At 67.5% G+C, this 21,328-nt stretch carries 23 protein-coding genes; 13 read left to right on the plus strand and 10 right to left on the minus strand.

All coding sequences use genetic code 11. The features are described from left to right. The first annotated feature begins 128 nt into the window (after positions 1 to 128). A complete protein-coding gene (gene thsA, locus C450_RS15715; protein ID WP_049910323.1) occupies positions 129 to 1,709 on the plus strand; it encodes a thermosome subunit alpha in 1,581 nt (526 codons plus the stop codon). Positions 1,710 to 1,807: 98 nt separating this feature from the next. On the opposite strand, the gene C450_RS15720 is transcribed toward thsA, so the two are convergent. From C450_RS15720 to C450_RS15730, 3 genes are read right to left on the minus strand one after another with little or no spacing between them, the layout of a single operon-like run. Continuing rightward, positions 1,808 to 2,416: a trimeric intracellular cation channel family protein gene (locus C450_RS15720; RefSeq protein ID WP_005045106.1), complete on the minus strand. Its 609-nt coding sequence runs from the start codon at positions 2,414 to 2,416 to the stop codon at positions 1,808 to 1,810. After that, complete coding sequence (locus tag C450_RS15725) at positions 2,416 to 3,216, minus strand: SAM hydrolase/SAM-dependent halogenase family protein (protein WP_005045108.1); 801 nt, start codon at positions 3,214 to 3,216, stop codon at positions 2,416 to 2,418. The genes C450_RS15720 and C450_RS15725 overlap by 1 nt, the downstream gene beginning before the upstream one ends. A gap of 24 nt (positions 3,217 to 3,240) precedes the next feature. Next, the gene (locus tag C450_RS15730) at positions 3,241 to 3,816 is read right to left on the minus strand and encodes a nicotinamide-nucleotide adenylyltransferase (protein ID WP_005045112.1); all 576 of its coding nucleotides are present in this window, start codon (positions 3,814 to 3,816) and stop codon (positions 3,241 to 3,243) included. 240 nt (positions 3,817 to 4,056) lie between these two features. Here C450_RS15730 and lonB point away from each other — a divergent pair, with 240 nt between their 5' ends. Then, positions 4,057 to 6,111, plus strand: coding sequence for an ATP-dependent protease LonB (lonB, locus tag C450_RS15735; protein ID WP_005045116.1), 2,055 nt, complete (start codon positions 4,057 to 4,059; stop codon positions 6,109 to 6,111). Position 6,112: 1 nt separating this feature from the next. Continuing rightward, the gene (locus tag C450_RS15740; protein ID WP_005045118.1) at positions 6,113 to 6,994 is read left to right on the plus strand and encodes a CPBP family intramembrane glutamic endopeptidase; all 882 of its coding nucleotides are present in this window, start codon (positions 6,113 to 6,115) and stop codon (positions 6,992 to 6,994) included. 11 nt (positions 6,995 to 7,005) lie between these two features. On the opposite strand, the gene C450_RS15745 is transcribed toward C450_RS15740, so the two are convergent. Next, positions 7,006 to 7,467, minus strand: coding sequence for an MGMT family protein (locus tag C450_RS15745; RefSeq protein ID WP_005045122.1), 462 nt, complete (start codon positions 7,465 to 7,467; stop codon positions 7,006 to 7,008). Between the two features lie 95 nt (positions 7,468 to 7,562). Between C450_RS15745 and trpC the strand changes: the two genes are divergently transcribed. The 4 genes from trpC (at position 7,563) to C450_RS15765 (ending at position 11,261) form a co-directional block, all read left to right on the plus strand. Further along, the gene (trpC, locus tag C450_RS15750) at positions 7,563 to 8,327 is read left to right on the plus strand and encodes an indole-3-glycerol phosphate synthase (protein ID WP_005045124.1); all 765 of its coding nucleotides are present in this window, start codon (positions 7,563 to 7,565) and stop codon (positions 8,325 to 8,327) included. A 95-nt stretch (positions 8,328 to 8,422) separates the two neighbouring features. Beyond that, positions 8,423 to 9,607 carry a tryptophan synthase subunit beta gene (gene trpB, locus C450_RS15755; RefSeq protein ID WP_241430415.1) on the plus strand — a complete coding sequence of 395 codons (1,185 nt, stop codon included), beginning with the start codon at positions 8,423 to 8,425 and terminating at the stop codon, positions 9,605 to 9,607. Further along, positions 9,604 to 10,443, plus strand: a complete 840-nt coding sequence (gene trpA / locus C450_RS15760; protein ID WP_005045128.1) for a tryptophan synthase subunit alpha — start codon at positions 9,604 to 9,606, stop codon at positions 10,441 to 10,443. The genes trpB and trpA overlap by 4 nt, the downstream gene beginning before the upstream one ends. 23 nt (positions 10,444 to 10,466) lie before the next feature. Then, positions 10,467 to 11,261 (plus strand): 2-amino-3,7-dideoxy-D-threo-hept-6-ulosonate synthase, encoded by a 795-nt coding sequence (locus C450_RS15765; RefSeq protein WP_005045130.1) that lies wholly within the window; start codon positions 10,467 to 10,469, stop codon positions 11,259 to 11,261. A gap of 11 nt (positions 11,262 to 11,272) precedes the next feature. On the opposite strand, the gene C450_RS15770 is transcribed toward C450_RS15765, so the two are convergent. Further along, positions 11,273 to 11,959, minus strand: coding sequence for an HAD family hydrolase (locus tag C450_RS15770; protein WP_005045133.1), 687 nt, complete (start codon positions 11,957 to 11,959; stop codon positions 11,273 to 11,275). Between the two features lie 106 nt (positions 11,960 to 12,065). On the opposite strand from C450_RS15770, the gene C450_RS15775 reads away from it, so the two are divergent. Together C450_RS15775 and C450_RS15780 are read left to right on the plus strand one after the other, a co-directional pair. After that, complete coding sequence (locus C450_RS15775) at positions 12,066 to 13,301, plus strand: 3-dehydroquinate synthase II (protein WP_005045134.1); 1,236 nt, start codon at positions 12,066 to 12,068, stop codon at positions 13,299 to 13,301. A gap of 96 nt (positions 13,302 to 13,397) precedes the next feature. Continuing rightward, positions 13,398 to 14,465, plus strand: a complete 1,068-nt coding sequence (locus C450_RS15780; RefSeq protein ID WP_005045136.1) for a S8 family peptidase — start codon at positions 13,398 to 13,400, stop codon at positions 14,463 to 14,465. Between the two features lie 21 nt (positions 14,466 to 14,486). On the opposite strand, the gene rimI is transcribed toward C450_RS15780, so the two are convergent. Then, the gene (rimI, locus tag C450_RS15785) at positions 14,487 to 14,957 is read right to left on the minus strand and encodes a ribosomal protein S18-alanine N-acetyltransferase (protein ID WP_005045138.1); all 471 of its coding nucleotides are present in this window, start codon (positions 14,955 to 14,957) and stop codon (positions 14,487 to 14,489) included. A 204-nt stretch (positions 14,958 to 15,161) separates the two neighbouring features. On the opposite strand from rimI, the gene C450_RS15790 reads away from it, so the two are divergent. Further along, a complete protein-coding gene (locus tag C450_RS15790; RefSeq protein ID WP_005045140.1) occupies positions 15,162 to 15,527 on the plus strand; it encodes a cell division protein SepF in 366 nt (121 codons plus the stop codon). Between the two features lie 64 nt (positions 15,528 to 15,591). Here the strand turns inward: C450_RS15790 and C450_RS15795 are convergent, their stop codons facing one another. Then, on the minus strand, positions 15,592 to 15,984 hold the full coding sequence (locus tag C450_RS15795) for a DUF5611 family protein (RefSeq protein WP_005045142.1): 393 nt from the start codon (positions 15,982 to 15,984) through the stop codon (positions 15,592 to 15,594). Positions 15,985 to 16,010: 26 nt separating this feature from the next. Then, entirely contained in the window at positions 16,011 to 16,976 is a 966-nt protein-coding gene (locus tag C450_RS15800; RefSeq protein WP_005045144.1) for a DUF7093 family protein, read from the minus strand. A 149-nt stretch (positions 16,977 to 17,125) separates the two neighbouring features. Here C450_RS15800 and C450_RS15805 point away from each other — a divergent pair, with 149 nt between their 5' ends. Genes C450_RS15805 through C450_RS15815 form a run of 3 tightly spaced genes read left to right on the plus strand, consistent with a single transcriptional unit; the run spans position 17,126 to position 19,414 of the window. Next, the gene (locus C450_RS15805) at positions 17,126 to 17,419 is read left to right on the plus strand and encodes a DUF6432 family protein (RefSeq protein WP_005045146.1); all 294 of its coding nucleotides are present in this window, start codon (positions 17,126 to 17,128) and stop codon (positions 17,417 to 17,419) included. 36 nt (positions 17,420 to 17,455) lie between these two features. After that, positions 17,456 to 18,547, plus strand: a complete 1,092-nt coding sequence (gene ygfZ / locus C450_RS15810) for a CAF17-like 4Fe-4S cluster assembly/insertion protein YgfZ (RefSeq protein WP_005045148.1) — start codon at positions 17,456 to 17,458, stop codon at positions 18,545 to 18,547. 54 nt (positions 18,548 to 18,601) lie between these two features. Then, entirely contained in the window at positions 18,602 to 19,414 is an 813-nt protein-coding gene (locus C450_RS15815; protein WP_005045151.1) for a TrmB family transcriptional regulator, read from the plus strand. A 17-nt stretch (positions 19,415 to 19,431) separates the two neighbouring features. Here C450_RS15815 and mptA read toward each other — a convergent pair whose 3' ends face one another. Continuing rightward, positions 19,432 to 20,379 carry a GTP cyclohydrolase MptA gene (mptA, locus tag C450_RS15820; protein ID WP_005045153.1) on the minus strand — a complete coding sequence of 316 codons (948 nt, stop codon included), beginning with the start codon at positions 20,377 to 20,379 and terminating at the stop codon, positions 19,432 to 19,434. 102 nt (positions 20,380 to 20,481) lie between these two features. Then, on the minus strand, positions 20,482 to 21,300 hold the full coding sequence (locus C450_RS15825) for an NAD(+)/NADH kinase (RefSeq protein WP_005045155.1): 819 nt from the start codon (positions 21,298 to 21,300) through the stop codon (positions 20,482 to 20,484). Positions 21,301 to 21,328 lie beyond the last annotated feature (28 nt).

Consider the following 21,328-nt stretch of genomic DNA (forward strand, 5'->3'; position numbering starts at 1 on the left):
TGGCCATATGAACGCGTTTCCATTAGGTACGACGTGACATACCACCCTGCTCACGTCCGGCGTTTTCTCGCCACGCAGTAAGAAGGTTTATATAGAACCGCAAACGACCCGTTGGTGAGGAATCCATCATGGCACAGCAACAGCGCATGGGTGGACAGCCGATGTTCATCTTGAGCGAGGACTCGGAGCGGACACGCGGTCAGGACGCACAGGGCTCGAACATCGCCGCCGGCAAGGCGGTCTCGGAGGCCGTACGTACGACGCTCGGTCCCCGCGGCATGGACAAGATGCTCGTCTCCGATGCGGGCGACGTCGTCATCACGAACGACGGCGCGACCATCCTCGGCGAGATGGACATCGAGCATCCCGCAGCCCAGATGATCGTCGAAGTCGCCGAAACACAGGAAGAAGAGGTCGGCGACGGCACGACGACCGCCGCCGTTCTGGCTGGTCAGCTTCTCGCCAAGGCCGAAACCCTGCTCGACGACGACGTTCATCCGACGACGATCGTCGAGGGGTACCACGAGGCGGCCCAGCTGGCCCACGAGGCCGTCGACGAGCAGGTGCTCGCCGGCGGCGACCTCGACGACGACCGACTCCGCGGGGTCGCCCGCACCTCGATGACCGGCAAGGGCACCGGCGACGTGGGTGCGGACGCGCTCGCCGAAACGGTCGTCGAGGCCGTCCGACAGGTCGAGGGCGACAGCGTCGCGCGTGACGAGATCACCGTTCGAACGCAGACCGGCGCGAGTTCGAGCGCCACCGAGCTCGTCGAGGGCGTCATCAGCGAGGAGGAGCCGGTTCGCGAGGACATGCCGAAAAGCGTCGAGAACGCCTCGATCGCCGTCCTCGACGTCGAGTTCGACATCCGAGAGGCGAACGTCGACGCCGAGTACGACGTCTCCAGCGTCGATCAGCTGAACGCCGCGATCGACGCCGAGGAGAGCCAGTTCGAGCAGTACGCCGACGCACTCGCCGACCTCGATGTCGACGTCGCGTTCGTCACCGAGGACATCGAGGACCGCGCGGCAGCGTACCTCGCCGAGGAGGGTATCCTCGCGTTCGAGGGCGTCGACGACGACGAGGCACGTTCGATCGTCCAGGCCACGGGCGCGAGCCGCGTCGGCGCGATCGAGGACCTCGAAGAAGCCGATCTCGGTGAGGCCGAGCACGTCCGCGTCGAGTCCTTCGGCGGGGACGAGCTCGCGTTCGTCGAGGGCGGCGCGGCCACGGAGGCGGTCACGGTGTTCGCCCGCGGCGGCACCGACCACGTCACCGACGAGCTCGAACGCGCACTCCACGACGCGCTCGACGTCGCGACCGCCGCGCTCGATTCGGGTGGTGTCGTGCCTGGCGGTGGTGCGAGCGAAGTCGCCATCGCAGCCCACGTCCGCGACCAGACCGCGAGCATCGAGGGCCGTCGTCAGCTCGCCGTCGAGGCGTTCGCCGACGCGATCGACGTCCTGCCGCGCACGCTCGCGGAGAACACCGGGATGGACCCGATCGACGCGCTCGTGGACCTCCGCTCGCGCCACGACAGCGAGGGTCGCGCTGGCCTCATCAGCGAGGGTCAGAGCGGCCGTGCCGACGATCCCGTCGACGCTGGCGTGTTCGATCCGGCAGCGGTCAAACACGAGGCGATCGAGAGCGCCACCGAGGCCGCGACGATGATCGCCCGGATCGACGACGTCATCTCCGCCGACAACTGAGGCGGCCGAGCGGCTTCACGATCACTGATTTTTCGCAACCGATTCACCTCTCCGAGCAGGCCGCGGTGTGGCTGTTCGTCCGTAATCGTTCGACGGACTCAGATCGTTGGCAGATGCCAGTCGTACCGGAGCGCAAGGAGTCTGAGAGCGAAGACGAACGCCGCACAGCCGAGGGTTGCCTGGCCGGCGGCGACGCCGATCCCCGTCGCCAGCCAGAACGCCCCGCCGCCGAGCACCGCAGGCGTCGCGTAGAAGTCCTCGTGAAGCACCGCGGGAACCCGCCCCAGGAGGACGTCCGCGATACTTCCGCCACCGACGCCGGTGAGCGTCGCGAGCACCACCACCCCGAACGGCGAGAGTCCGGCGTCGGTCCCGACGAGCGCGCCAGTGGCCGCAAAGGCCGCCAATCCCACGGCGTCAGGGAGCTGAACCGCCGTGTGGTTCCGGAGCCGGCCGCCCATCGCCCGCGCGAGCACGACACCGATCCCGACGCCGACGAGTGCGACGCTCACGTCCGAAGTCGTCCGGAGCACGACGGGAACACGGCCGGCGAGCACGTCCCGGAGGATGCCGCCGCCGAGCGCGGTCGCCATCCCGAGAACGCCGACGCCGAACAGGTCGAGATCGGCGTCCGCACCCTTGAGCGCGCCCACGACCGCGAACGCCACCAGCCCGATCGCGTTCATCGCTCCGAACGCACCGATCATCACTCGAACGCCAGCTCGATCGGGTTACCGACCCCGACGCCGAACGTCTCGTCGCCCCGGCCCCGATTCGCGGCGAGTTCGACGTTGCCGTGGCTCCCTACTGTGACGAGTCGCTCGCCGGCCGCGACGTGTGCGTACGACTGTGCGACCGGAACGTGCTCGCCGTCGACCGCGATCCGTTCGCCGAACCGTCCATCCAGCATCTCACCGGGGACGTTCGTGACGGCGTTGCCGAACCCGTCGACGACGAGTACCTCGCCCGTGGCGTCGCCGTCCCGAACCTCTGGCTCCGGAAACCGGAGGTCCTCGTAGCCGTCGGCGGAGACGAACTCCTCACACTCGGCGAGGCGATCCGCGCCCGCCTCGTGGGCCAACGCGGCCGCGGGCGCGAACACGTCTCGGCCGTGGAAGGTCGCGCTCTCGGGCTCGTCGACGACGATCTCGAACGGTTCGATACCCGCGCTCGCTTGGGCGTCGTCGTCCGGCGCTCCCACTGCGTCGCCGGCGAGTCGCCTGGCAACGGGAGCTAGCACGCCGTTGTCCGGCCCGACGAGGACGTGCTCGCCCGCCCGGATCGCGAGCGCCGCCCGATCGGTCCCGACGCCGGGATCGACCACCACGAGGTGAGTCGCGGGCGGAAAATAGGGGAAAACCTCGCGGAGCCAGAACGCGGTCGTCCGGACGTCCTGGCGGGGGAAGTCGTGGGCGATGTCGACGAGCCTGGCGTCGGTGTGCGCACAGAGAACGCCCTTCATCGCGGCGGGGTACGGCGAACCGAAGTCGGAGGTGAGCGTGATCATGTGGGATGGCTCGTTCGGTGTCGATCACTCGGGGTCGGCCGTGGCGTCGGCGCGATAGGAGTCCGCACCGTCGGTGTCGCTCACGCGCTGGATGCGTTCGATCCCGCCGATCTCCCGCACGACGTCCACGACGGCGTCGGGGACGAGCGCCTCCCAGCCGTCGTCGGCGATCATCCGCTCTCTGATCTCCGTGCCTTCGAGTTTCTCGCGTTCGAACATCGGCGACTGGCGCACCTCGACGCCGGCCTCGGTGAACAGCTGCACCACGAGGGGGTTGTTCGAGTACGCGATCTCGAAGGTCGGCGACATGCTCCGAACGTGGGAGACCCAGACCGCGTTCCGGTCGAGATCCTCGATCGGCACGGGATAGATCACGAGGTCGGCATCGTCGAGCGCCTTGGTGAGCATCATGATGCGCTCGCCGGCGGTGAAGGGGTCGTGGCGGGTGTGGGAATCGTCGGCGCTGCCGATCCCGAGCACGAGCTCGTCGACCTCGCCCGCGATCCGCTCGACCATCCGGTGGTGGCCGTCGTGGTAGGGCTGGAACCGGCCGATGTAGAAGCCACGGCGCATGTGATCGGCCAGAACGCCATCGTGCATAAACTCCCGCTTTCGGGTCGCTGCTCGTCGATTCGTTCCGGGCTGTCTCGAAGGAGTTCCGATCGGTGAAACAGCGCCCGATCGACCGATTTGTTTATAAGTGAATCGTGGGGTTTTCCGCGATCGGCACCCGGCCGAGACGGCTTCTCGACAGCGTATTCCGGAAGTGCGGCCGGGACGTCCGAGGGGAGAAAGTATATCAGTAAACGTGCCCTCCTTTGAGGTGTTAGAGACAGTCTCATGAGTAACGACACGGACACCGACGACGCGTTCCCGACCGAGCACGACCCGGATCCGGACCCGGGACCGAACTCGGATGCGGGAGACGACGAGAGGGTTCCTCTGGGGGAGGAGCTCGGTAGCGACGTCGAGATCGAGGCCGAGATCGACGAGGACGCCGAGGACGGGCTGCTCGGCGGGCTCAAGATCGAGACCACGGCGGACATCGAGATCCCCGACCGGCTCGTCGATCAGGTCATCGGGCAGGACCACGCCCGCGACGTGGTGATGAAGGCCGCCAAACAGCGCCGCCACGTCATGATGATCGGCACGCCGGGCACAGGCAAGTCGATGCTGGCGAAGGCGATGAGCCAGCTCCTCCCGAAGGAAGACCTCCAGGACGTACTGGTCTATCACAACCCCGACGATGGGAACGAGCCGAAGGTGCGGACCGTTCCAGGGGGGAAGGGCCAACAGATCATCGAGGCCCACAAGGAGGAGGCCCAAAAGCGCAACCAGATGCGCCAGTTCCTGATGTGGATCATCATCGCCATCGTGCTGGGCTACTCCTTCCTGATCGCGGGCCAGATCCTGCTGGGTGGCGTGCTCGCCGTCCTGATCTACCTCGCGTTCAAGTACAGCTCCCGAAGTACCGACGCGATGATCCCGAACCTCCTGATCGACTCTTCGGACACCCAGACCGCGCCGTTCAAGGACGCGACCGGCGCGCACGCCGGTGCACTGCTCGGCGACGTCCGCCACGACCCCTTCCAGTCGGGCGGGATGGAGACGCCGAGCCACGACCGCGTCGAGTCGGGCGCGATCCACGAGGCCAACAAGGGCGTGCTGTTCGTCGACGAGATGAACACGCTCGACATCCGATCCCAGCAGAAGCTGATGACCGCGATCCAGGAGGGCGAGTTCTCCATTACTGGCCAGTCCGAGCGCTCCTCGGGCGCGATGGTCCAGACCGAGCCCGTCCCGACGGACTTCATCATGATCGCGGCTGGGAACCTCGACGCGATGGAGAACATGCACCCGGCGCTGCGCTCGCGGATCAAGGGGTACGGCTACGAGGTGTACATGGACGACACCATCGAGGACGAGCCCGAGATGCGCCGGAAGTACGCTCGGTTCGTGGCCCAGGAGGTCGACAAGGACGGTCGGCTGCCCCACTTCACCCGCGAGGCGATGGAAGAGATGATCCTCGAAGCCCAGCGCCGTGCGGGCCGGAAGGGTCACCTCACGCTCAAGATGCGTGACCTCGGTGGGCTCGTCAGAGTGGCGGGCGACATCGCTCGTGCCGAGGACAAGGAGTTCACCGAGCGCGAGGACGTGCTTCAGGCGAAACGCCGGTCGCGCTCGATCGAACAGCAGCTCGCGGACAACTACATCGAGCGCCGGAAGGACTACGAGCTCTCGGTCTCGGAGGGCGACGTCGTGGGCCGTGTCAACGGCCTCGCGGTGATGGGCGACGACTCCGGGATCGTGCTGCCGGTGATGGCCGAGGTGACGCCATCGCAGGGCCCCGGCGGCGTGATCGCCACCGGGAAGCTCCAGGAGATCGCCGAGGAAGCAGTACAAAACGTCTCGGCGATCATCAAGAAGTTCTCGGACGAGAACATCTCCGAGAAGGACATCCACATCCAGTTCGTCCAAACCGGCCAGCAGGGCGTCGACGGCGACTCGGCCTCCATCACGGTGGCCACGGCCGTCATCAGCGCGCTCGAAAACGCCCCGGTCAAACAGAACATCGCGATGACCGGATCGCTCTCGGTCCGGGGTGACGTCCTCCCGGTCGGCGGGGTGACCCACAAGATCGAGGCGGCGGCGAAGACCGGCTACGACACGGTCATCATCCCGGCGGCGAACGAACAGGACGTGATGATCGAGGACGAGTACAAGGACCAGATCGAGATCGTCCCGGTCAATCACATCAGCGAAGTGCTCGAAGTCGCCCTCGCCGGCGAGGGCGAGGCCGACGGTCTCGTGGATCGCTTGAAGTCGATCACGGGCCAGGCGCTCGATCGGCAGGGACAGGTCGGACAGAGCACCGGCAGCCCGAGCCCGCAGTAACGTGGCTCGGTGGGCGGTCTTCGCCGGCCTGACCGCCCTCGTTCTCTTCGTTTTGCTCGCGCTCGCGCGCGCTTCACAGTCGACTATCGACGACGGCTCTTCGACGGTCGACGACGCCTCGGCGATTGACGACACAACCTCGACAGTCGGCAACACGCCGTCGAGCGTCGAGCCCGTTCCCACTCGTCGTGACGAGGACGTTTCACCCGACAGTCCGTTGGATTACGACGCCAGGGACTCGATCGAACAGCCATCGGCGGGGCCGGACGGCACTCGTCGGTCACCGTCGTTTTCGACCGGCGCGCTGCTCGCGAACGTTGCGCTCTCGCAGGGGCTGTTCGCGGTCGTCTTGATCGGTGGCGCGTGGTACGCCGAGATCCCGCTCGCCGCACTCGGGTTGGATGGGGCCCCACTCAGCACCGGACTACCGGCGCTCGGGGTCGGGATCGTCGTGGGTGTCGGGCTCTATCTCGTCAACGAACTCGGCACGCTCGGCGCGAACGCGGCCGGGATCGAGACGCCCGACGCGCTCCGCGAGTCGCTCGCCCCCGACTCGCGGACAGGGTGGGCGGTGTTACTCGGGGTGGTGCTGCCGACCATCGCGATCTTCGAGGAACTCCTCTTCCGGGCGGCGCTGATCGGTGCGCTTGCGGCCGGGTTCGGGCTCTCGCCGTGGCTGCTTGCCGTGCTTTCGTCGATCGCGTTCGCGCTCGGCCACGGCGCGCAGGGCACGATCGGAATGGTCGCGACCGGGGGGCTGGGGTTCGTGCTCGCGAGCGTGTTCGTGCTGACCGGCAGCTTCCTCGCCGTCGTGATCGCCCATTACCTCGTCAACGCCCTGGAGTTCGTCGTCCACGAGAGTCTCGCCGTCGAGTGGTCGTAAGCCCGGATTCTCTACAACCCTTCCAGCGACCGCAACCGCTGTTCGACTTTCGGCGGAGCGGCGCTCGGGGCGTCGCGAACGCGGTGGTCGGGGATCACGAGCGGCACGGGGTTCCCGTCGAGTGCCGCCCGCACGCGGTCACGGTCGTCCTCCTCGTCGGCGTCGAAATCGGCAATGCGGCGGGTGAGGCGCTCGACAGTGACCTGGCTCCCGTAAGGGATCTCCCGGACGGCTTCGAGCACCGCCCGCTGGTCGGTGGGAACGGTCAGCGCTACTTCGACGTCCTCGAAGTCGTCCTCGACACCTTCCAGATAGTCGAAGATCCGATCGAGGAGGTCGTGATCGGACTCTGCCTCGCTCGCGAGGCTGCCGGGAAACGAGACCGAAACCACGCGCCCGCTCGCGATCCCCACCTGGACACACCGACCGAGATACGACGACTCGCGGGCGTAAATACCGGCTTCCTCAGTCATGACGGTGATTGAGCGGTGTCGTCCTTCAACATTCGGCTACCGTGCGCCCCCGCGACGCAAGTCTTATGTACAGAACAGTCCTTCGATGTACAACTATGAACGCGAGCGAGGGGTACGCCCCCGCGATCGAGTCGATCCTCGCCGCCGCCCGTGAGCGCGAGGGTGGGGACGAACGAGTGTCCGTCGACGCGCGCTCGCTGCCCGCAGCGCTTTCGACGGCCGATGCCGACGGGCGTGTGCCGGTGATCGCGGAGATCAAACCCACGAGCCCGACGACCGACGGCCGGCGCGACGCCGACCCGGTCGCACTCGCCGAAGCGATGGTCGAGGGCGGCGCGGCGGCGCTCTCGGTACTGACCGAACCCGCCCACTTCGGCGGGTCGCCCGACGCCCTTCGCGATGTACGGGCGGCCGTCGACGTTCCGGTGCTCCGAAAGGACTTCGTGCTGGAGGAGGCCCAGCTGGACACCGTCGAAGCCGACGCCGTGCTCCTGATCGTGCGCTTTCTCGACGATCTCGATGGGATGATCGAAGCGGCGCGCGAGCGCGGGTTCCAGCCGCTGGTCGAGGTCCACACCGCGGCGGAGCTCGATCGCGCGCTCGCGGCGGGTGCGGAGCTCGTGGGTGTAAACAACCGTGACCTCGCGCGGCTCGACGTGGACCTCTCGACGTTCGAGCAAGTCGCTGCTGAGGCTCCAGCGGATGTCACGCTGATCGCCGAAAGCGGTATCGGGAGTTCCGAAGACGCCAGGCGAATGCGTCGGGCAGGTGCGGACGGACTCCTCGTTGGAAGTGCGATCATGGACGGCGACCCTGAGGCGAACACACGCCGACTCACGACGGCGGAGGTGGAAGCGTGAGCGACGCGGGTGGCGGTGCGGGTATCGGCACGGAGGGCCGGAACACGGACGGGAAGTTCGGCGAGTACGGTGGTCAGTACGTCCCTGAGGCGCTGATGCCCGCGATCGAGGAGCTGACCGACGCCTACGAGCGGTACGTCCTCGACAACGAGGACGGGTTCATGGACGAGTTCCGCGATCGCCTCCGCGACTTCGGCGGCCGACCGACGCCGCTCCAGCACGCCGAGCGGCTGAGCGAGCGCTACGACACCGAGGTGTACCTCAAACGTGAGGACCTGCTCCACGGCGGCGCACACAAACTGAACAACGCGCTCGGCCAGGTCCTGCTCGCGAAGTACATGGGCAAGGAGCGAATCGTCGCCGAGACCGGCGCGGGCCAGCACGGTACCGCGACCGCGATGGCCGCCGCCCACCTCGATATGCCCTGCGAGGTCTACATGGGCGAGACCGACATCAACCGCCAGCGCCCCAACGTCTTCCGGATGCGGCTGAACGGTGCGGACGTCACCCCGGTCACGGCGGGCCGCGGGACGCTGAAGGAAGCCATCAACGAGACGATGCGCGACTGGGCCACGACTGTCGAAAACACCCACTACGTGCTCGGGAGCGTCGTCGGCCCACATCCGTTCCCCGCGATGGTCAGGGACTTTCAGGCCGTGATCTCCGAGGAGGCCAGGCGACAGGTCCGCGGTCAGGCCGGCAGACTCCCCGACAGCGTGCTCGCGTGCGCAGGTGGAGGATCGAACACGATGGGGGCGTTCGCGGAGTTCGTTTCGGATGACGGGGTCGATCTCCACGCAGTCGAGGCGGGCGGCTCGTCGCTCGCGGTCGACGAGGAACGCGGCGTCGCGCCCAACTCCGCGTCGCTCTCCACGGGAGAAGAGGGCGTGCTCCACGGCGCGCGCACGCGGCTCCTCCAGGACGACGACGGCCAGATCCTCGAATCCCACTCGGTCTCGGCAGGGCTCGACTACGCGGGGGTCGGTCCGGAACTCGCGCACCTCGTCGACTCCGGTCGGGTTCGGGCCACCAACGTCGACGACGACGCCGCGCTCGCGGCGTTTCATCGACTTTCCAGCACGGAGGGAATCATTCCGGCGCTCGAAAGCGCCCACGCGCTCGCCCATCTCCACGAGGCCCACGACGACCTCGGTGATACAGTCGTCGTGAACGTCTCCGGACGGGGCGACAAGGACCTCGAAACGGTGATCGAGGAGACCGATCGGCGCGAGATCGACGAAGCGCCCGAAATGGACGTCTTCACGGAGGGACTCCGATGAACGCCATCGAGGCGGCTTTCGCCGAGGGACCGGCGTTCGTGCCGTACCTCGCGGCGGGTGATCCCGACTACGACGCGTCGCTCGAATACGTCGAAGCGCTCGCACGCGGCGGGGCCGACGTGATCGAACTCGGCCTCCCCTTCTCCGAGCCCGTCGCGGAGGGCCCGACGATCCAGGCGGCGGTCAACCGCTCGCTCGACGCCGGGATGACCCCCGAGCGCTTCTTCGCGTTCGTCGAGGAGCTCGATGTGGACGTGCCGCTGGTCTGTATGACCTACTACAATCTGATCTACCGGTACGGCGATGATGACGCCGAACGACCCCGAGCGTTCGTCGAGCGCGCTGCCGCAGCGGGGATCGAAGGGTTCGTCGTGCCCGACCTGCCGGCCGAGGAGGCCGATCCGCTTCGCGAGGCCTGCGACGAGTTCGACTGTGACCTCGTGTTCATCGTTGCGCCCACGACCCAGGGCGAGCGCCTCGATCGGATCATGTCGCGGGTCTCGGGGTACGTCTACGTCCAGGCGCGCCTCGGCGTCACCGGCGCGAAGGCGGACGTCTCGGCACAGACGGGACAGAGCCTCGATCGGCTCGCTGAGTGGGAGGTCCCGAAGGCGGTCGGGTTCGGGATTGCGTCGGGCGAGCAGGCGGGCGAGGTGGTCGCGGCGGGCGCGGACGGCGTCATCGTTGGGAGCGCGCTCGTCGACATCGTGGCCGAGGGTTACGAGGCAGGCGAGGATGCTGCGACCGTGGCCGAGCGACTCGAAGCGAAGGCCCGCGAACTCAAAGACGGGGCGGTCGCAGGCGCGCAACGCACACCGCGACCGGAACGAACATAACCGCCGTGCGACCGAAAACCAGTATGACATCCGGCACGCAGGCACGACTCGATCGCATCGGCACAGACGGTCGCTACCTCACGGTCCCGATGGATCACGGCATCACCATCGGGGCCGTCGGCGGCCTGAAAGAGATCGAGGCGACGATCGACGCAGTGACACGCGGCGGCGCGGACGCGGTCCTGACACAGAAGGGGATCGCACCGCGGGTCCATCCCAACAGAAACGACGCGGGCTACGTGGTCCACTGCAACGCCTCGACCGCGGTCGGGCCCGACGCCAACGACAAGCGGATGACTGCGACCGTCGAGGAGGCGATTCGAGCGGGTGCGGACGCGGTCTCGATGCACGTCAACGTCGGCAGCGACTCCGAGCCGACTCAGATCGAGGACCTCGCGGAGCTATCCAAACGAGCCGGTGAGTTCGGGATCCCCGTTCTGGCGATGACGTACGCTCGCGGGCCCGGCGTCGACGCAACCGATCCCGAACGCCTCGGTCACGCGGTCCGGCTGGGCGAGGAGCTCGGAGCCGACGTGGTGAAGACCGGCTACTCGGGGGATGCAGAGAGCTTCGAGCACGTGGTCGAATCCACCCGACTCCCGGTCGTGATCGCGGGTGGCGAACCCGAGGGCGATCACGCGACGCTCGACGCTGTCCGGGGCGCGATGGACGCGGGCGCGGCCGGCGTCTCGATGGGCCGGACGATCTTCCAGCACGACGATCCTGAGGCGATCACCAGCGCGGTTTCGGGCGTCGTCCACGACGACCTCCCGGCCGACGAGGCGCTCGACCGGGCGGACCTCGCGGTCGAGGCCTGACCTCCTGTTCTTCAGAGCACGTCGTCGAGGTCGTGGAGGCTCTCGAAGACGTGGTGGGGCTCGTGGCCATCGCCGTCGCCCCGGTCGTCGCGATCGCCCATGACCGGGAACCACGCCGCCTGAAGGCCGGCAGCTCGCGCGCCCGCCACGTCGTGTCGGAGCGAGTTACCGACGTACAGCGTCCGCTCGGGGTCAGCGTCGAGAGCGGTTATCGCTCGCTCGAACGGCTCGGTGGCGGGCTTTGGCGGGGTGGTCTCACCGGCGTAGATGTGGGTCTCGAAGGCGTCGTGGATGTCGAGCGCGTCGAGCTTTTGTCGCTGGGTCGCTCGCCCGCCGTTCGTGATCAGGCCGACGCGACCGTGCTCGCGGGCTCGATCTAGCGCTGTCTGCGCACCGGGGCGAAAGGAGACGTCGGTGTGATCGGTCGCGTCGTCGTACGCCCGTGCGAGCACGTCCGGACTGTCGATCTCACCGTCCTGACGCTCGCCCGCGACCCGGAAGGTCTTCGTCAGGAAGTCGATGTCGTCGTCGGCGTCGTCCACGTCGTCGGCGGCGGCCCAGAGCTGAGTCGGGTCGCAGAACTGCTCGACGCCCGCGTCGTCGAACGCGGTCGCGAGCACCTCGTCGGGGTCGTGGTCGTAGGTCAGCAGCGTCCCGTCGAGATCGAAACAGACCGTCGAAATCGGAGGTGTCGTCACTGCCGGGCGTTGGCGAGCGGCGGCGATAAGCGTTCGGCCGCACACTGTCCGGGTTTCCGTTGGCGGTTTCGCCACGTTCAAGCCGCCCCGCACCGAGCGCCACGCTATGACACGTTCCGTCTGGCTCAAGGCCGACGACGCGGTGGGCGACTGGGAGAGTAGAAAGAAGCGGATCACCGCGGGGCTTGAGGCCGGCGTCGACTGGGTCCTCGTCGACGAGGACGATGTCTCGCGCGTGCGCGATCTCGGTGCGGTGTCGATCGCCGCCTTCCGGAACGGGGGGATCGATGTCGTCGACACCGCAGACGACGGGCCGGATGCGGTCGCCGTCGGCAAGGACGGCGAGGGCGATGGCACCGCCGACCTCCCACCCGACCTCTCGGGATCGGCGGACCTCTCGACGCTCCGACGGGGCGACGCCGACACCGCCTACGTCCGGGTGTTCAACCAGGATTACGAATCTTTCGCCGAGACCGCGGCCGAGGCCGCCGATCACACCCTCGTGGTGAGCGAGGACTGGACCATCATCCCGCTCGAAAACCTGATCGCACGGATCGGCGACGAGACCGAACTCGTCGCGGGTGTCGAGACCGCGGCGGAGGCCCGCACCGCGTTCGAGACGCTCGAAACCGGGGCTGACGGCGTCCTGCTCGATTCGGACGATCCCGACGAGATCAGGCAAACCGTCGAAATCAGGGACGAGGCCGAGCGCGAACAGCTCGACCTCCAGTGGGCGACGATCACCGAGATCGAGCGGGTCGGCTCCGCCGATCGGGTCTGCGTCGACACCGGCTCGCTGATGGAGAGCGACGAGGGGATGCTCGTGGGATCGATGAGCCGCGGGCTCTTCTTCGTCCACGCCGAGACCGCCGAATCGCCGTACGTCGCTTCCCGCCCGTTCCGGGTGAACGCGGGCGCGGTTCACGCCTACGTCCGGACGCCCGGCGGCGGGACGAAGTACCTCGCGGAGCTAGGAAGCGGCGACGAGGTCCAGGTGATCGACACCGACGGCCGGGCGCGCGAGGCGGTCGTCGGACGCGCCAAGATCGAGCGCCGGCCGATGTTCCGGATCGAGGCCGCAGTCGGCGGCGACACCGAGGCGGGCGATGTGGACGATTCCGGCGGGGTCGATGAGGCCGAGCTGGACGACAGCGACAGTACGCCGCCTGAGGGGGACCGGATCGAGACGCTGCTCCAGAACGCCGAAACCATCAAAGTCGCCACCCGCGACGGGCCGCGGGCGGTGACCGATCTCGAAGCCGGCGACGAGGTGCGGGTCTACTACGAGGACACCGCCCGCCACTTCGGCGAGGCGGTCGACGAGCGGATCGTCGAGAAGTAGCACCCAGGCCACGAAGCAGCGATCGTCGGATGGTTTTTCTCTCGGATCGTGGCACAATGATAAGGTGGTGGGGGCGGTAGGTCCGTGTGGAGAATCATGAACGAACGTATCGTCTTCGCGCGCGAGCCGGCCGAGTTCCTCGAAGGAATGGACTGCGATGTCGTCGAGACGTACCACTTCGGCGATGTCGGGAGCGCGGCGCTCGTGGAGTGTGAGGCCGAGCACGAGTCGGCCATCGCCGACGACGACCGGGTGCTCGCGATCGAGGCGAACTACGAGATCGAACCTCACGTCGAACCCGCACACGTGAGCGAGGAGCGCGACACGGTGGCCACGATCGAGGACGTCCGGCGACTCCACGACGTTCCCGAGGACGACGCCACCGGCGCGGGTCTCACCGTGGTGGCGATGGATTCGGGGATCGATCCCGACCATCCGGTGTTCGAGGACGTCGCCATCCAGCAGGTCGACGTCACGGGATCGGGGACGGGCGATGCGGTCGGTCACGGCACTGCCGTGCTGGGGCAGATCACCCGAACTGCCCCCGAAGCGGACCTGATCGCACTCCGAATCTTCGGCGCGGAGGGCCGGACGAAAAACAACGTCATCATGCGCGCCTACGAGTGGCTCCACGACAACACCGACGCGTACGACGTCGTGAACATGTCGTGGGGATCGCAGGAAAACTCACGAGCGATCAACCGCGTCCACAACGGCCTCGTCGAGACGGGCATCCGGGACGTGGTGTCGGCCGGCAACTCCGGGAAGCGATCGGGCAGCCCCGCGACTGCCGAGCGCGCGTTCTCGATCGCGGCCTGCACCGAGGACGGGGCGATCGCGGAGTTTTCTTCCTACAACCCCGACCGCGACAACCCCGACGTGGCCGCCATCGGGAAGGACAACCGACTCGCCCAGGCGTCGGGGACGACGATGGGAACCGATCTCGACGGGCCGTGGGTGAAATCGTCGGGGACCTCGTTTTCGGCTCCCGAGGTGGCCGGCATGGTGGCGAAGTATCTCGACGCCGGGGAATCGACGGAACCGGAGACGATCATGCGCGACTTCGAGGCGGCTGCTCGTGATATCCCGGACCAACCGCGCGATGGGGCCGGCCTCGCCGACTACGCGGCTGCCGTGAGGGGCGACGTTGGCGACGAGCGCTGACCGCCGACAGCACCGGTGTCATCACCCGTCAAGATCTCGAACCAACACGAATGCGTCCTCGCCGTCGGCGTAGTAGCCCGGTGAGGTGGTGCGGTGGGTGAAGCCGAACCGACGGTAGAGCGCGAGCGCGGGCTCGTTGCTCTCGCGGACTTCGAGCCTGACCGACCCTGCGTTCCGCTCGCGCATGACGTCGATCGCCCGACCGAGTAGGGTCGCGCCGACGCCCTGCCCCCGGGCGAACGGGGCCACCGCGATGTCCTTGACGTGGCCGATCCGTCGGCCGCCGTTCGGCGTCACGTCGGCGAGCACGTACCCGACCACCTCGCCGGAATCGGCCACCAGAAATCCCGGTTCGCCGAGGAACCGCTCGAACGCACGATACGGCCACGGCTGCGGAAACGAGGCCTTCTCGATCCGGAACACCGCCAGCAGATCGGCCCGATCGGCCGCACGGGTCCGGACGGGGCGATCGTCCGTGGCCGTCGTGGTCACGCCCGGCGTAGGGCTGGTGGACACTTATACTGCCGGAGAATCGCCCCGTGATCGATCTCGCTGTCGGCGGAGTCGCCCTGGTTCGACGGAGTCGCCCCGAGCCGGGGGAATCGCCCCGAGTCGGCGGACCGTCGCGGTGCTCACTCGGGACGGGCGTGACACTGCGTCGTAAGAGATATACCGCCGACGGCCGCGGTAGCGGGCATGGGTCTGATGGACAACCTTCTCGGGAGTCGCGAGCCGCGACGCGGGACCGGCGGCGGCGAGTACGTCGAACTCGATGCCGACGACGTCGAGGGGTCGGTCGGCGAGACGGCGACTACGGTGCATATCGCCAGTATCGACAGCCAGCGTGACGTCATCGACATCAAAAACGCCATCTACGACGGCGACATCGTGATCGCCGACATCACTCGTCACTCCACCACCGACCAGACGATGGAGCGCATCACCCAGGACCTCCAGGAGATCACCAGCGAGGTCGGCGGCGACATCATCCAGAAGGCCGACGACCAGCTCATCATCACGCCCGGGACGATCGGCATTTCGCGCACGAAACTCGGCCAGTAATCTCCGTCCCGTCGTTCTTTCCTCGCCCGTCCTCGCGGCTCTTGCGTACTCGTCCCTGCCGCACTCAGACGTTGTCAGGTGTGTCCGCGTCGTCTTCGACCGTTCGCTTCATCGACTCGCGGCGGCTCTTCGCGTCGCGGCCGGTGGCTTCGAGCAGGAACTCGTTTTTCGCGTCGACCGCGTCGGCGGCCGCATCGGCGTTGCCTTCGGCGATCACGTCCTCGGCCGGCCGTTCCTCGAAATCGACTGCGAGAGTGTCTTTCTTGCTGCCGTAGGATACCGTGCCCGCGACGATCCGTTCGAACACCGGGTTCTCGGGATCCTCGACGACGTGGAGATCGCTGCCGTTGTGCTCCTGGGTCGCCGTAATCTCCCCGAAGTACCCCTCGACGGTGCCTGTCATGTCGGGGATCCGTTCGTCGAGATGCTCACCGCGCCGCATCTTGTACTCACGCATGAACGGTTCGTTTGCGAGCAGCGGGGTTATTCCTTTCGCGTCCCGCGCGCGAGATACCCCGTCCGACACTCCGGACAGCTGTCACCCGCCCGCAGCGGCGAGTCGACGACCACGGCGGTGAACCCACACTGCCGGCACACGAACGTCTCTCCCGGCTCGGCCGTCCCGGGCGAGCCGTTCGTCCCGGCTGCACCTTCCTCTTTCGCGCGCGCTTCAGCTCTCTCCAGCGTCCACCCCTCGGTGAGCGGCTGTGTCCTCGATCCCGGGTCGCTGCCGGCCGCGGTGTCAGCTGCGTCGCCGATGGGCGTGAGCGACCCCACCCCGTTCCCCGTCCGTCCCGTCGATCCTGCCGATTCGGTACCTGGATCCGCTGGCCACTCACCGGGTGCGCGGCCCGGTTCGTCGGCAGGGTCGTCAGTCCGTGACGCCTCGACGGTCGGAATCTCGCTCTCGTCGTCCGCCACAGCGGTGTCCGTCGCGGTGGTGCCGGAGTCGTGTTCGGTCGCAGCGGTGTCGGATTCGCGTTCGGTCGCGGTGGTGTCGGTCGTTGGCTCGGCTGCAGTGGCGTCGGGCTCGTGTTCGTTCGCGGCCGTGCCGCTTGCTGGCTCGTTCGTCGATAGCCCCTCGACGTCCGTTCCCGAGATCTCGTCGAGTGAGACCGCCGTGTCCCCCGTAGAACTCGTCGCGTCGTCGGTCGCGGTTCCGCCATCGAGCGTGCCGTCCTCGATCGTGATCGAGCCAGTTCCGTCGGCCGCCACGTTCTCCTCGGCGGTCGCCGCGACCACGCGGCCATCCCCGTCGCGGACCACGCCGGCCTCGGGTTCAAGCGCCGTGATCTCGGTGTTCGCCGAGACGGTCCGTTCGTGACCGCAGTGTCGACACGTCTGGACCCGCTTTGCCGTCCGGACGACCTCCGCTCCCCGTTCGTCGCGCTCGCGCTCGACGCCGGTCTCACCGTAGTCGTGCCCGAGCACCGAACAGCGAAGCCCCATTGAAACGCCATTGGGACCCTGTGTGACATAAAGACTCCCCTTCGGGCGAACGAAACCGGAAGAGCAGGCGACGCGGTCGAGATGGTCGTGGCGACGACCACTCCATCGAGGGGATAAGGGTAAGTCGAATCCGACCGAACCCGCAGTCCATGAAGGCAAAGCGGGAGTTCCGGAACCGCGACGACACGGAGGTGGCCGTCCTCGACGCGCTGGTCGATCGTCAGGACGGCATGACCGTGTTCGAACTCCGCTCGCACGTCGCGGTCGGCATCGACGATCTGGAGGATGCGCTCGCCGCGCTCAAGGACGACGGCCTGATCGAGGCCGACGACGACGGCGAGCGCATGTTGATCAAACCCGACGACCAGGTGGTGCCCGAACCAGGTGACGAAGACACCGAGGAGTCGTTTTTCGATGAGCTCCGCGATCGGCTCGGCCTATAGCACGACTTATCCCCGCCCGGGGCCGACGATACGGAAATGACGCTCGTCGCCGGCGTCCACGAATCCCACGGCGCGACGTTCGAAGAGCGCGGTGGCGTCCGGGTCGCCACCGAGTACGGCCGCCCCGATCGTGCGGCCCGTGCAGTCCGAAACGTGGTCGGCACGATCGAGATGGGCTACGGTGTGCTCACCGTCACCGGCGACGACCGGGTCGAGTTCGTGGACAACGCGGTGTCGAACCGTGTTCCCCACGAGGACGGCGCGGGCTGCTATGCACTTCTGTGTGATCCCCAGGGCAAGATCGAGACCGACCTCTATATCTACAACGCCGGCGAGCGTCTCCTCCTCTTCACCCCACCCGAGCGCGCCGCACCAGTCGCCGATGACTGGAGCGAGAAGACGTTCATCCAGGACGTCGATATCGAAGTCGCCACCGAGGCGTTCGGCGTGTTCGGCGTCCACGGCGCGAAGGCGACCGAGAAGATCGCGAGCGTGCTCAACGGCGCGAGCACCCCCGAAGAACACCTCCAGTTCGTGCGCGGGACGATGGGTGACGACGGCGTGACGGTGATTCGGGGCGACGGCCTCGTCGGCGAGGAGGGGTACGAGGTGGTCTGTGCGGCCGATCGCGCCGAGTCCGTGTTCGACACCCTCATCAACAACGGACTGAACGCCGCGCCCTTCGGCTATCGGACGTGGGACGCGCTCACCCTCGAAGCCGGGACACCGCTCTATCACACCGAACTCGAAGGGCGGATTCCGAACGTGCTCGGCCTCCGGAACGCGCTTGACTTCGAGAAAGGGTGTTACGTCGGTCAGGAAGTCGTCTCGCGCGTCGAGAACCGCGGACAGCCGAGCCGACGGCTGGTCGGACTCCGGTGTGAGACGCTGCCCGAAGCGGGCGCGACGGTGCTCGCCGGGAGCGAGTCGGTCGGCGAAGTGACTCGCGCGGCCGAGAGTCCGATGCTCGAAGCGCCGATCGCGCTCGCGCTGGTCGCGTTCGACGCCCCGACCGACGACCTCGCGATCGAAGCCGAGGACGAAAAACACGACGCGACCAAGGAGCCGCTGCCGTTCGTCGACGGCAGCGATCGATCGGCACGACTCCCTGACTACGGCGAGAGTTGAGCAGTCGGCGTAAACTGCCGGTGGGTTTATCCTCGCGCGGTCACGGATGGTGGTATGGCGAGTCTCAGGGATCTCGGTCTCTCGGAGTACGAGGCGCGGGTCTACCGGGCGCTGCTCGACACCGGGCCGACGACCGCGAAGGAGCTCTCGCGCGCGAGCGAGGTCCCGATGGGCCGGATCTACGATGTCCTGGCGAGCATCGAAACTCACGGACTGGTGCGCGCCCAGACCGCGAGCCGCCCCAAGAAGTACGTCGCGGTCGAGCCCGACACCGCGCTCTCGCGGCTGCTGGAGGACCGCCAGCGCGAGCTCGACGCCAAGGCCGACCAGTACGAGGAGATCGTCGACGACCTGATCGGCGAGCTCGACGCGACCGACCAGTCCAGCGAGACGTTCTGGACGGCGGCGGTCGGGCCGGCCGACACCGCTGACCTCCTCGTCGAGCGGCTCGCGACAGCCGACGAGAGCGTGGTCATGGTGGCCTCGGCGCTCTCCAGGCAGTTCGACGTCGATTCGGTCGGCGACCGGATCACCGCGGAGCTCGATGCGGCAGTCGAGCGCGGCGTCGAGGTATCGTTGCTGATGCGCCCGGACCTCGTGTCGGCGTTGCCCGAGACCGTCGGCGAGCGCTATCTCGACCGACTTGCGCCGAACGAGCGATTTGCCACCCGGACCAGCGACGCGGTCGAGCGGACGTTCACGGTGATCGACGGGGTCGAGACCTGTATCGAGGTCCCTCACCCGCTCGACAGTAGCGAGTCGTTCGCGATGATCGATTTCCAGGACCCGGCGTTCGCGACGGAAATCTTAGAGGAGTTCACCCCGCGGTGGGAGCAAGCCGAGCCGCTCGCGCTCGGGGACAGATAGGCGGAGAGATAGCGGATTCAGTCGTCTGCCGGGGTGTCCGTGTCGTCGAGTTCCTCGCGGAGGGTGCTCACTTGGGCGACCCGTTCGGCGTGAGCGTTGTGCTGATGGATCGACTCGTCGTTCGACTGTTTCATCGTCACGACCGCGTCGTCGGGGAGGTCGGGGAACTCCCGGACCACACCTTCGGCCATGTCGCGAACGCAGTCCTCGACGAACTTCGCGTTCGCGTGGGCGTGCTCGGTCATGTAGTCCTCGTCGGGCCGCTTGGCGAGGTTGTAGATCCGTGCGCTCATCGAATCGCGCGCGACGTCGATCAGATCGGAGAGGTCGGCCTCGGGTGCGCCGTCGCTTTCGACCCTGAGCGTCGCGTGGCCGCGCTGGGAGTGGCCCGCCTGAGGCACGCGATCGAGGAACTCTTCCGTGGTTTCGTCGTCGACGCCGAGGTCGGCGAGGGTTTCGCGGGCGCGCGAGTTCGACATCCCCTGTGAACACGGACAGACCGTCATCCCGGTCACGCGAGTGCCGATCTCCTCGGTGGTGCCCTCCTCGGTCGCACAGGCTCCGGCGATGATGGTTGCGGTTCCTTGGGTGGGGCGGTCGGTCGCGGGGGTGCGCTCGCGCGTGACGAGTTCGGCCTCCATCTCGACGGTGGCTTCGGTGGTGTACTCGTGTTTTTCGAGGAGGCGCTCGGCGGCGTCGCCACAGACGTCTTCCACTCGGTAGGCCGGCTCCGCGACCGCGGCTTCTAAGGTCTCGTCGACGACCTCCATGTTCCGGCTCATGTCCGCGCCCTTGCGCCACGAGGGGAGATCGACGAACACCTCGAACTCCGCCATCAGGACGATCGGGCGGTCGTCGGGCCGATCGAGTTCGACGAGCTTCTCGACCCCGGTGACGCCGACCTGATTGAGGCCGACGGTGACGTCGGGCTGGGCGGCCTGGACATCCGGCAGCTGCTGACTCATTGGATCGGTGTTGGTGGTGGCGCTGGTTACGTTTTGCGAAAGCCACAAACTGTTTCGTGTTTTCCCAGCCAGTCAGTCAGCTGTCGGGCGGCCGCGGTGCGGTCAGTCGAGTTTGTCGAGTGCGCTGAAAAATTCGAGTGGCGGGCCCGCGATCCGCAGTGGTTCGGGAGCGAGGTCGATGGTGACCTCGGCGGGCGGCGTGATCGTCTCGCGGGTCCGGCCGTCGCCCACGACGACAGCCTCGGGCGCGTTCGTCACTCGGACGACGACCTCGTCGGCGTCGACGACCAGCGGGGGCATCGTCTCGGTCCCGCACATCGCGGTGACGACGAGCGCATCGACGTCGGGATGGACCAGCGGGCCGCCCTCGCTCAGGTTGTACGCGGTCGAGCCGGTCGGGGTGGCGACGAGCACGCCGTCGGCGTGGCCCTCGAGATACGACGCACCGTCGATCTCGACCGCGACGTCGGCCCCCCCGCCAGGCCCGCGCCGGCCCTGGACCACGACTTCGTTGAGCGCGGGCGGGAGCGTTCGGCCGTCGGTGGTCGCACGGAGCCGCGGCACGGTGCGTGTGCGGGGCTGACCGTCGGTCTCGATGCGCTCGACCTCGCGTTCGACCGTCGCCACCGCTTCCTCGGGTGGGGTGGCGTTCAGGAAGCCGACCTCGCCGAGGTTCACCCCCATCACGGGGGCCTCGTCAGCGCCGCGCGCGGCGAAGAGGAGGGTGCCGTCGCCGCCGATCGAGACCACGAGGTCACACTCGCTCATTCGATCGACCGGGTGGCCAGCGTGACCGAGCGCGTCGGCGGTCGCCTCGTCGAGTCGGACTTCGACGCCATCCTTGCGGAGGCGCTCGCGGACGTCGCTGGCGAGCGAGGCTGCGCGTTCGTTGCCTCGCCGCGCGACGATCCCGACTCTCATCGTTCGGTACTAACGCCCACCAGACAAA

The organism is Halococcus salifodinae DSM 8989 (assembly GCF_000336935.1).
GTDB lineage: Archaea > Halobacteriota > Halobacteria > Halobacteriales > Halococcaceae > Halococcus > Halococcus salifodinae.

Coding starts and splice junctions, on each gene's coding strand:
- thsA (WP_049910323.1), top strand. CDS start 129: ATGGCACAGCAACAGCGCATGGGTGGACAGCCGATGTTCATCTTGAGC.
- C450_RS15720 (WP_005045106.1), bottom strand. CDS start 2,416: ATGATCGGTGCGTTCGGAGCGATGAACGCGATCGGGCTGGTGGCGTTC.
- C450_RS15725 (WP_005045108.1), bottom strand. CDS start 3,216: ATGATCACGCTCACCTCCGACTTCGGTTCGCCGTACCCCGCCGCGATG.
- C450_RS15730 (WP_005045112.1), bottom strand. CDS start 3,816: ATGCACGATGGCGTTCTGGCCGATCACATGCGCCGTGGCTTCTACATC.
- lonB (WP_005045116.1), top strand. CDS start 4,057: ATGAGTAACGACACGGACACCGACGACGCGTTCCCGACCGAGCACGAC.
- C450_RS15745 (WP_005045122.1), bottom strand. CDS start 7,467: ATGACTGAGGAAGCCGGTATTTACGCCCGCGAGTCGTCGTATCTCGGT.
- trpC (WP_005045124.1), top strand. CDS start 7,563: ATGAACGCGAGCGAGGGGTACGCCCCCGCGATCGAGTCGATCCTCGCC.
- trpB (WP_241430415.1), top strand. CDS start 8,423: ATGCCCGCGATCGAGGAGCTGACCGACGCCTACGAGCGGTACGTCCTC.
- trpA (WP_005045128.1), top strand. CDS start 9,604: ATGAACGCCATCGAGGCGGCTTTCGCCGAGGGACCGGCGTTCGTGCCG.
- C450_RS15765 (WP_005045130.1), top strand. CDS start 10,467: ATGACATCCGGCACGCAGGCACGACTCGATCGCATCGGCACAGACGGT.
- C450_RS15775 (WP_005045134.1), top strand. CDS start 12,066: ATGACACGTTCCGTCTGGCTCAAGGCCGACGACGCGGTGGGCGACTGG.
- C450_RS15780 (WP_005045136.1), top strand. CDS start 13,398: ATGAACGAACGTATCGTCTTCGCGCGCGAGCCGGCCGAGTTCCTCGAA.
- C450_RS15790 (WP_005045140.1), top strand. CDS start 15,162: ATGGGTCTGATGGACAACCTTCTCGGGAGTCGCGAGCCGCGACGCGGG.
- C450_RS15795 (WP_005045142.1), bottom strand. CDS start 15,984: ATGCGTGAGTACAAGATGCGGCGCGGTGAGCATCTCGACGAACGGATC.
- C450_RS15800 (WP_005045144.1), bottom strand. CDS start 16,976: ATGGGGCTTCGCTGTTCGGTGCTCGGGCACGACTACGGTGAGACCGGC.
- C450_RS15805 (WP_005045146.1), top strand. CDS start 17,126: ATGAAGGCAAAGCGGGAGTTCCGGAACCGCGACGACACGGAGGTGGCC.
- ygfZ (WP_005045148.1), top strand. CDS start 17,456: ATGACGCTCGTCGCCGGCGTCCACGAATCCCACGGCGCGACGTTCGAA.
- C450_RS15815 (WP_005045151.1), top strand. CDS start 18,602: ATGGCGAGTCTCAGGGATCTCGGTCTCTCGGAGTACGAGGCGCGGGTC.
- mptA (WP_005045153.1), bottom strand. CDS start 20,379: ATGAGTCAGCAGCTGCCGGATGTCCAGGCCGCCCAGCCCGACGTCACC.
- C450_RS15825 (WP_005045155.1), bottom strand. CDS start 21,300: ATGAGAGTCGGGATCGTCGCGCGGCGAGGCAACGAACGCGCAGCCTCG.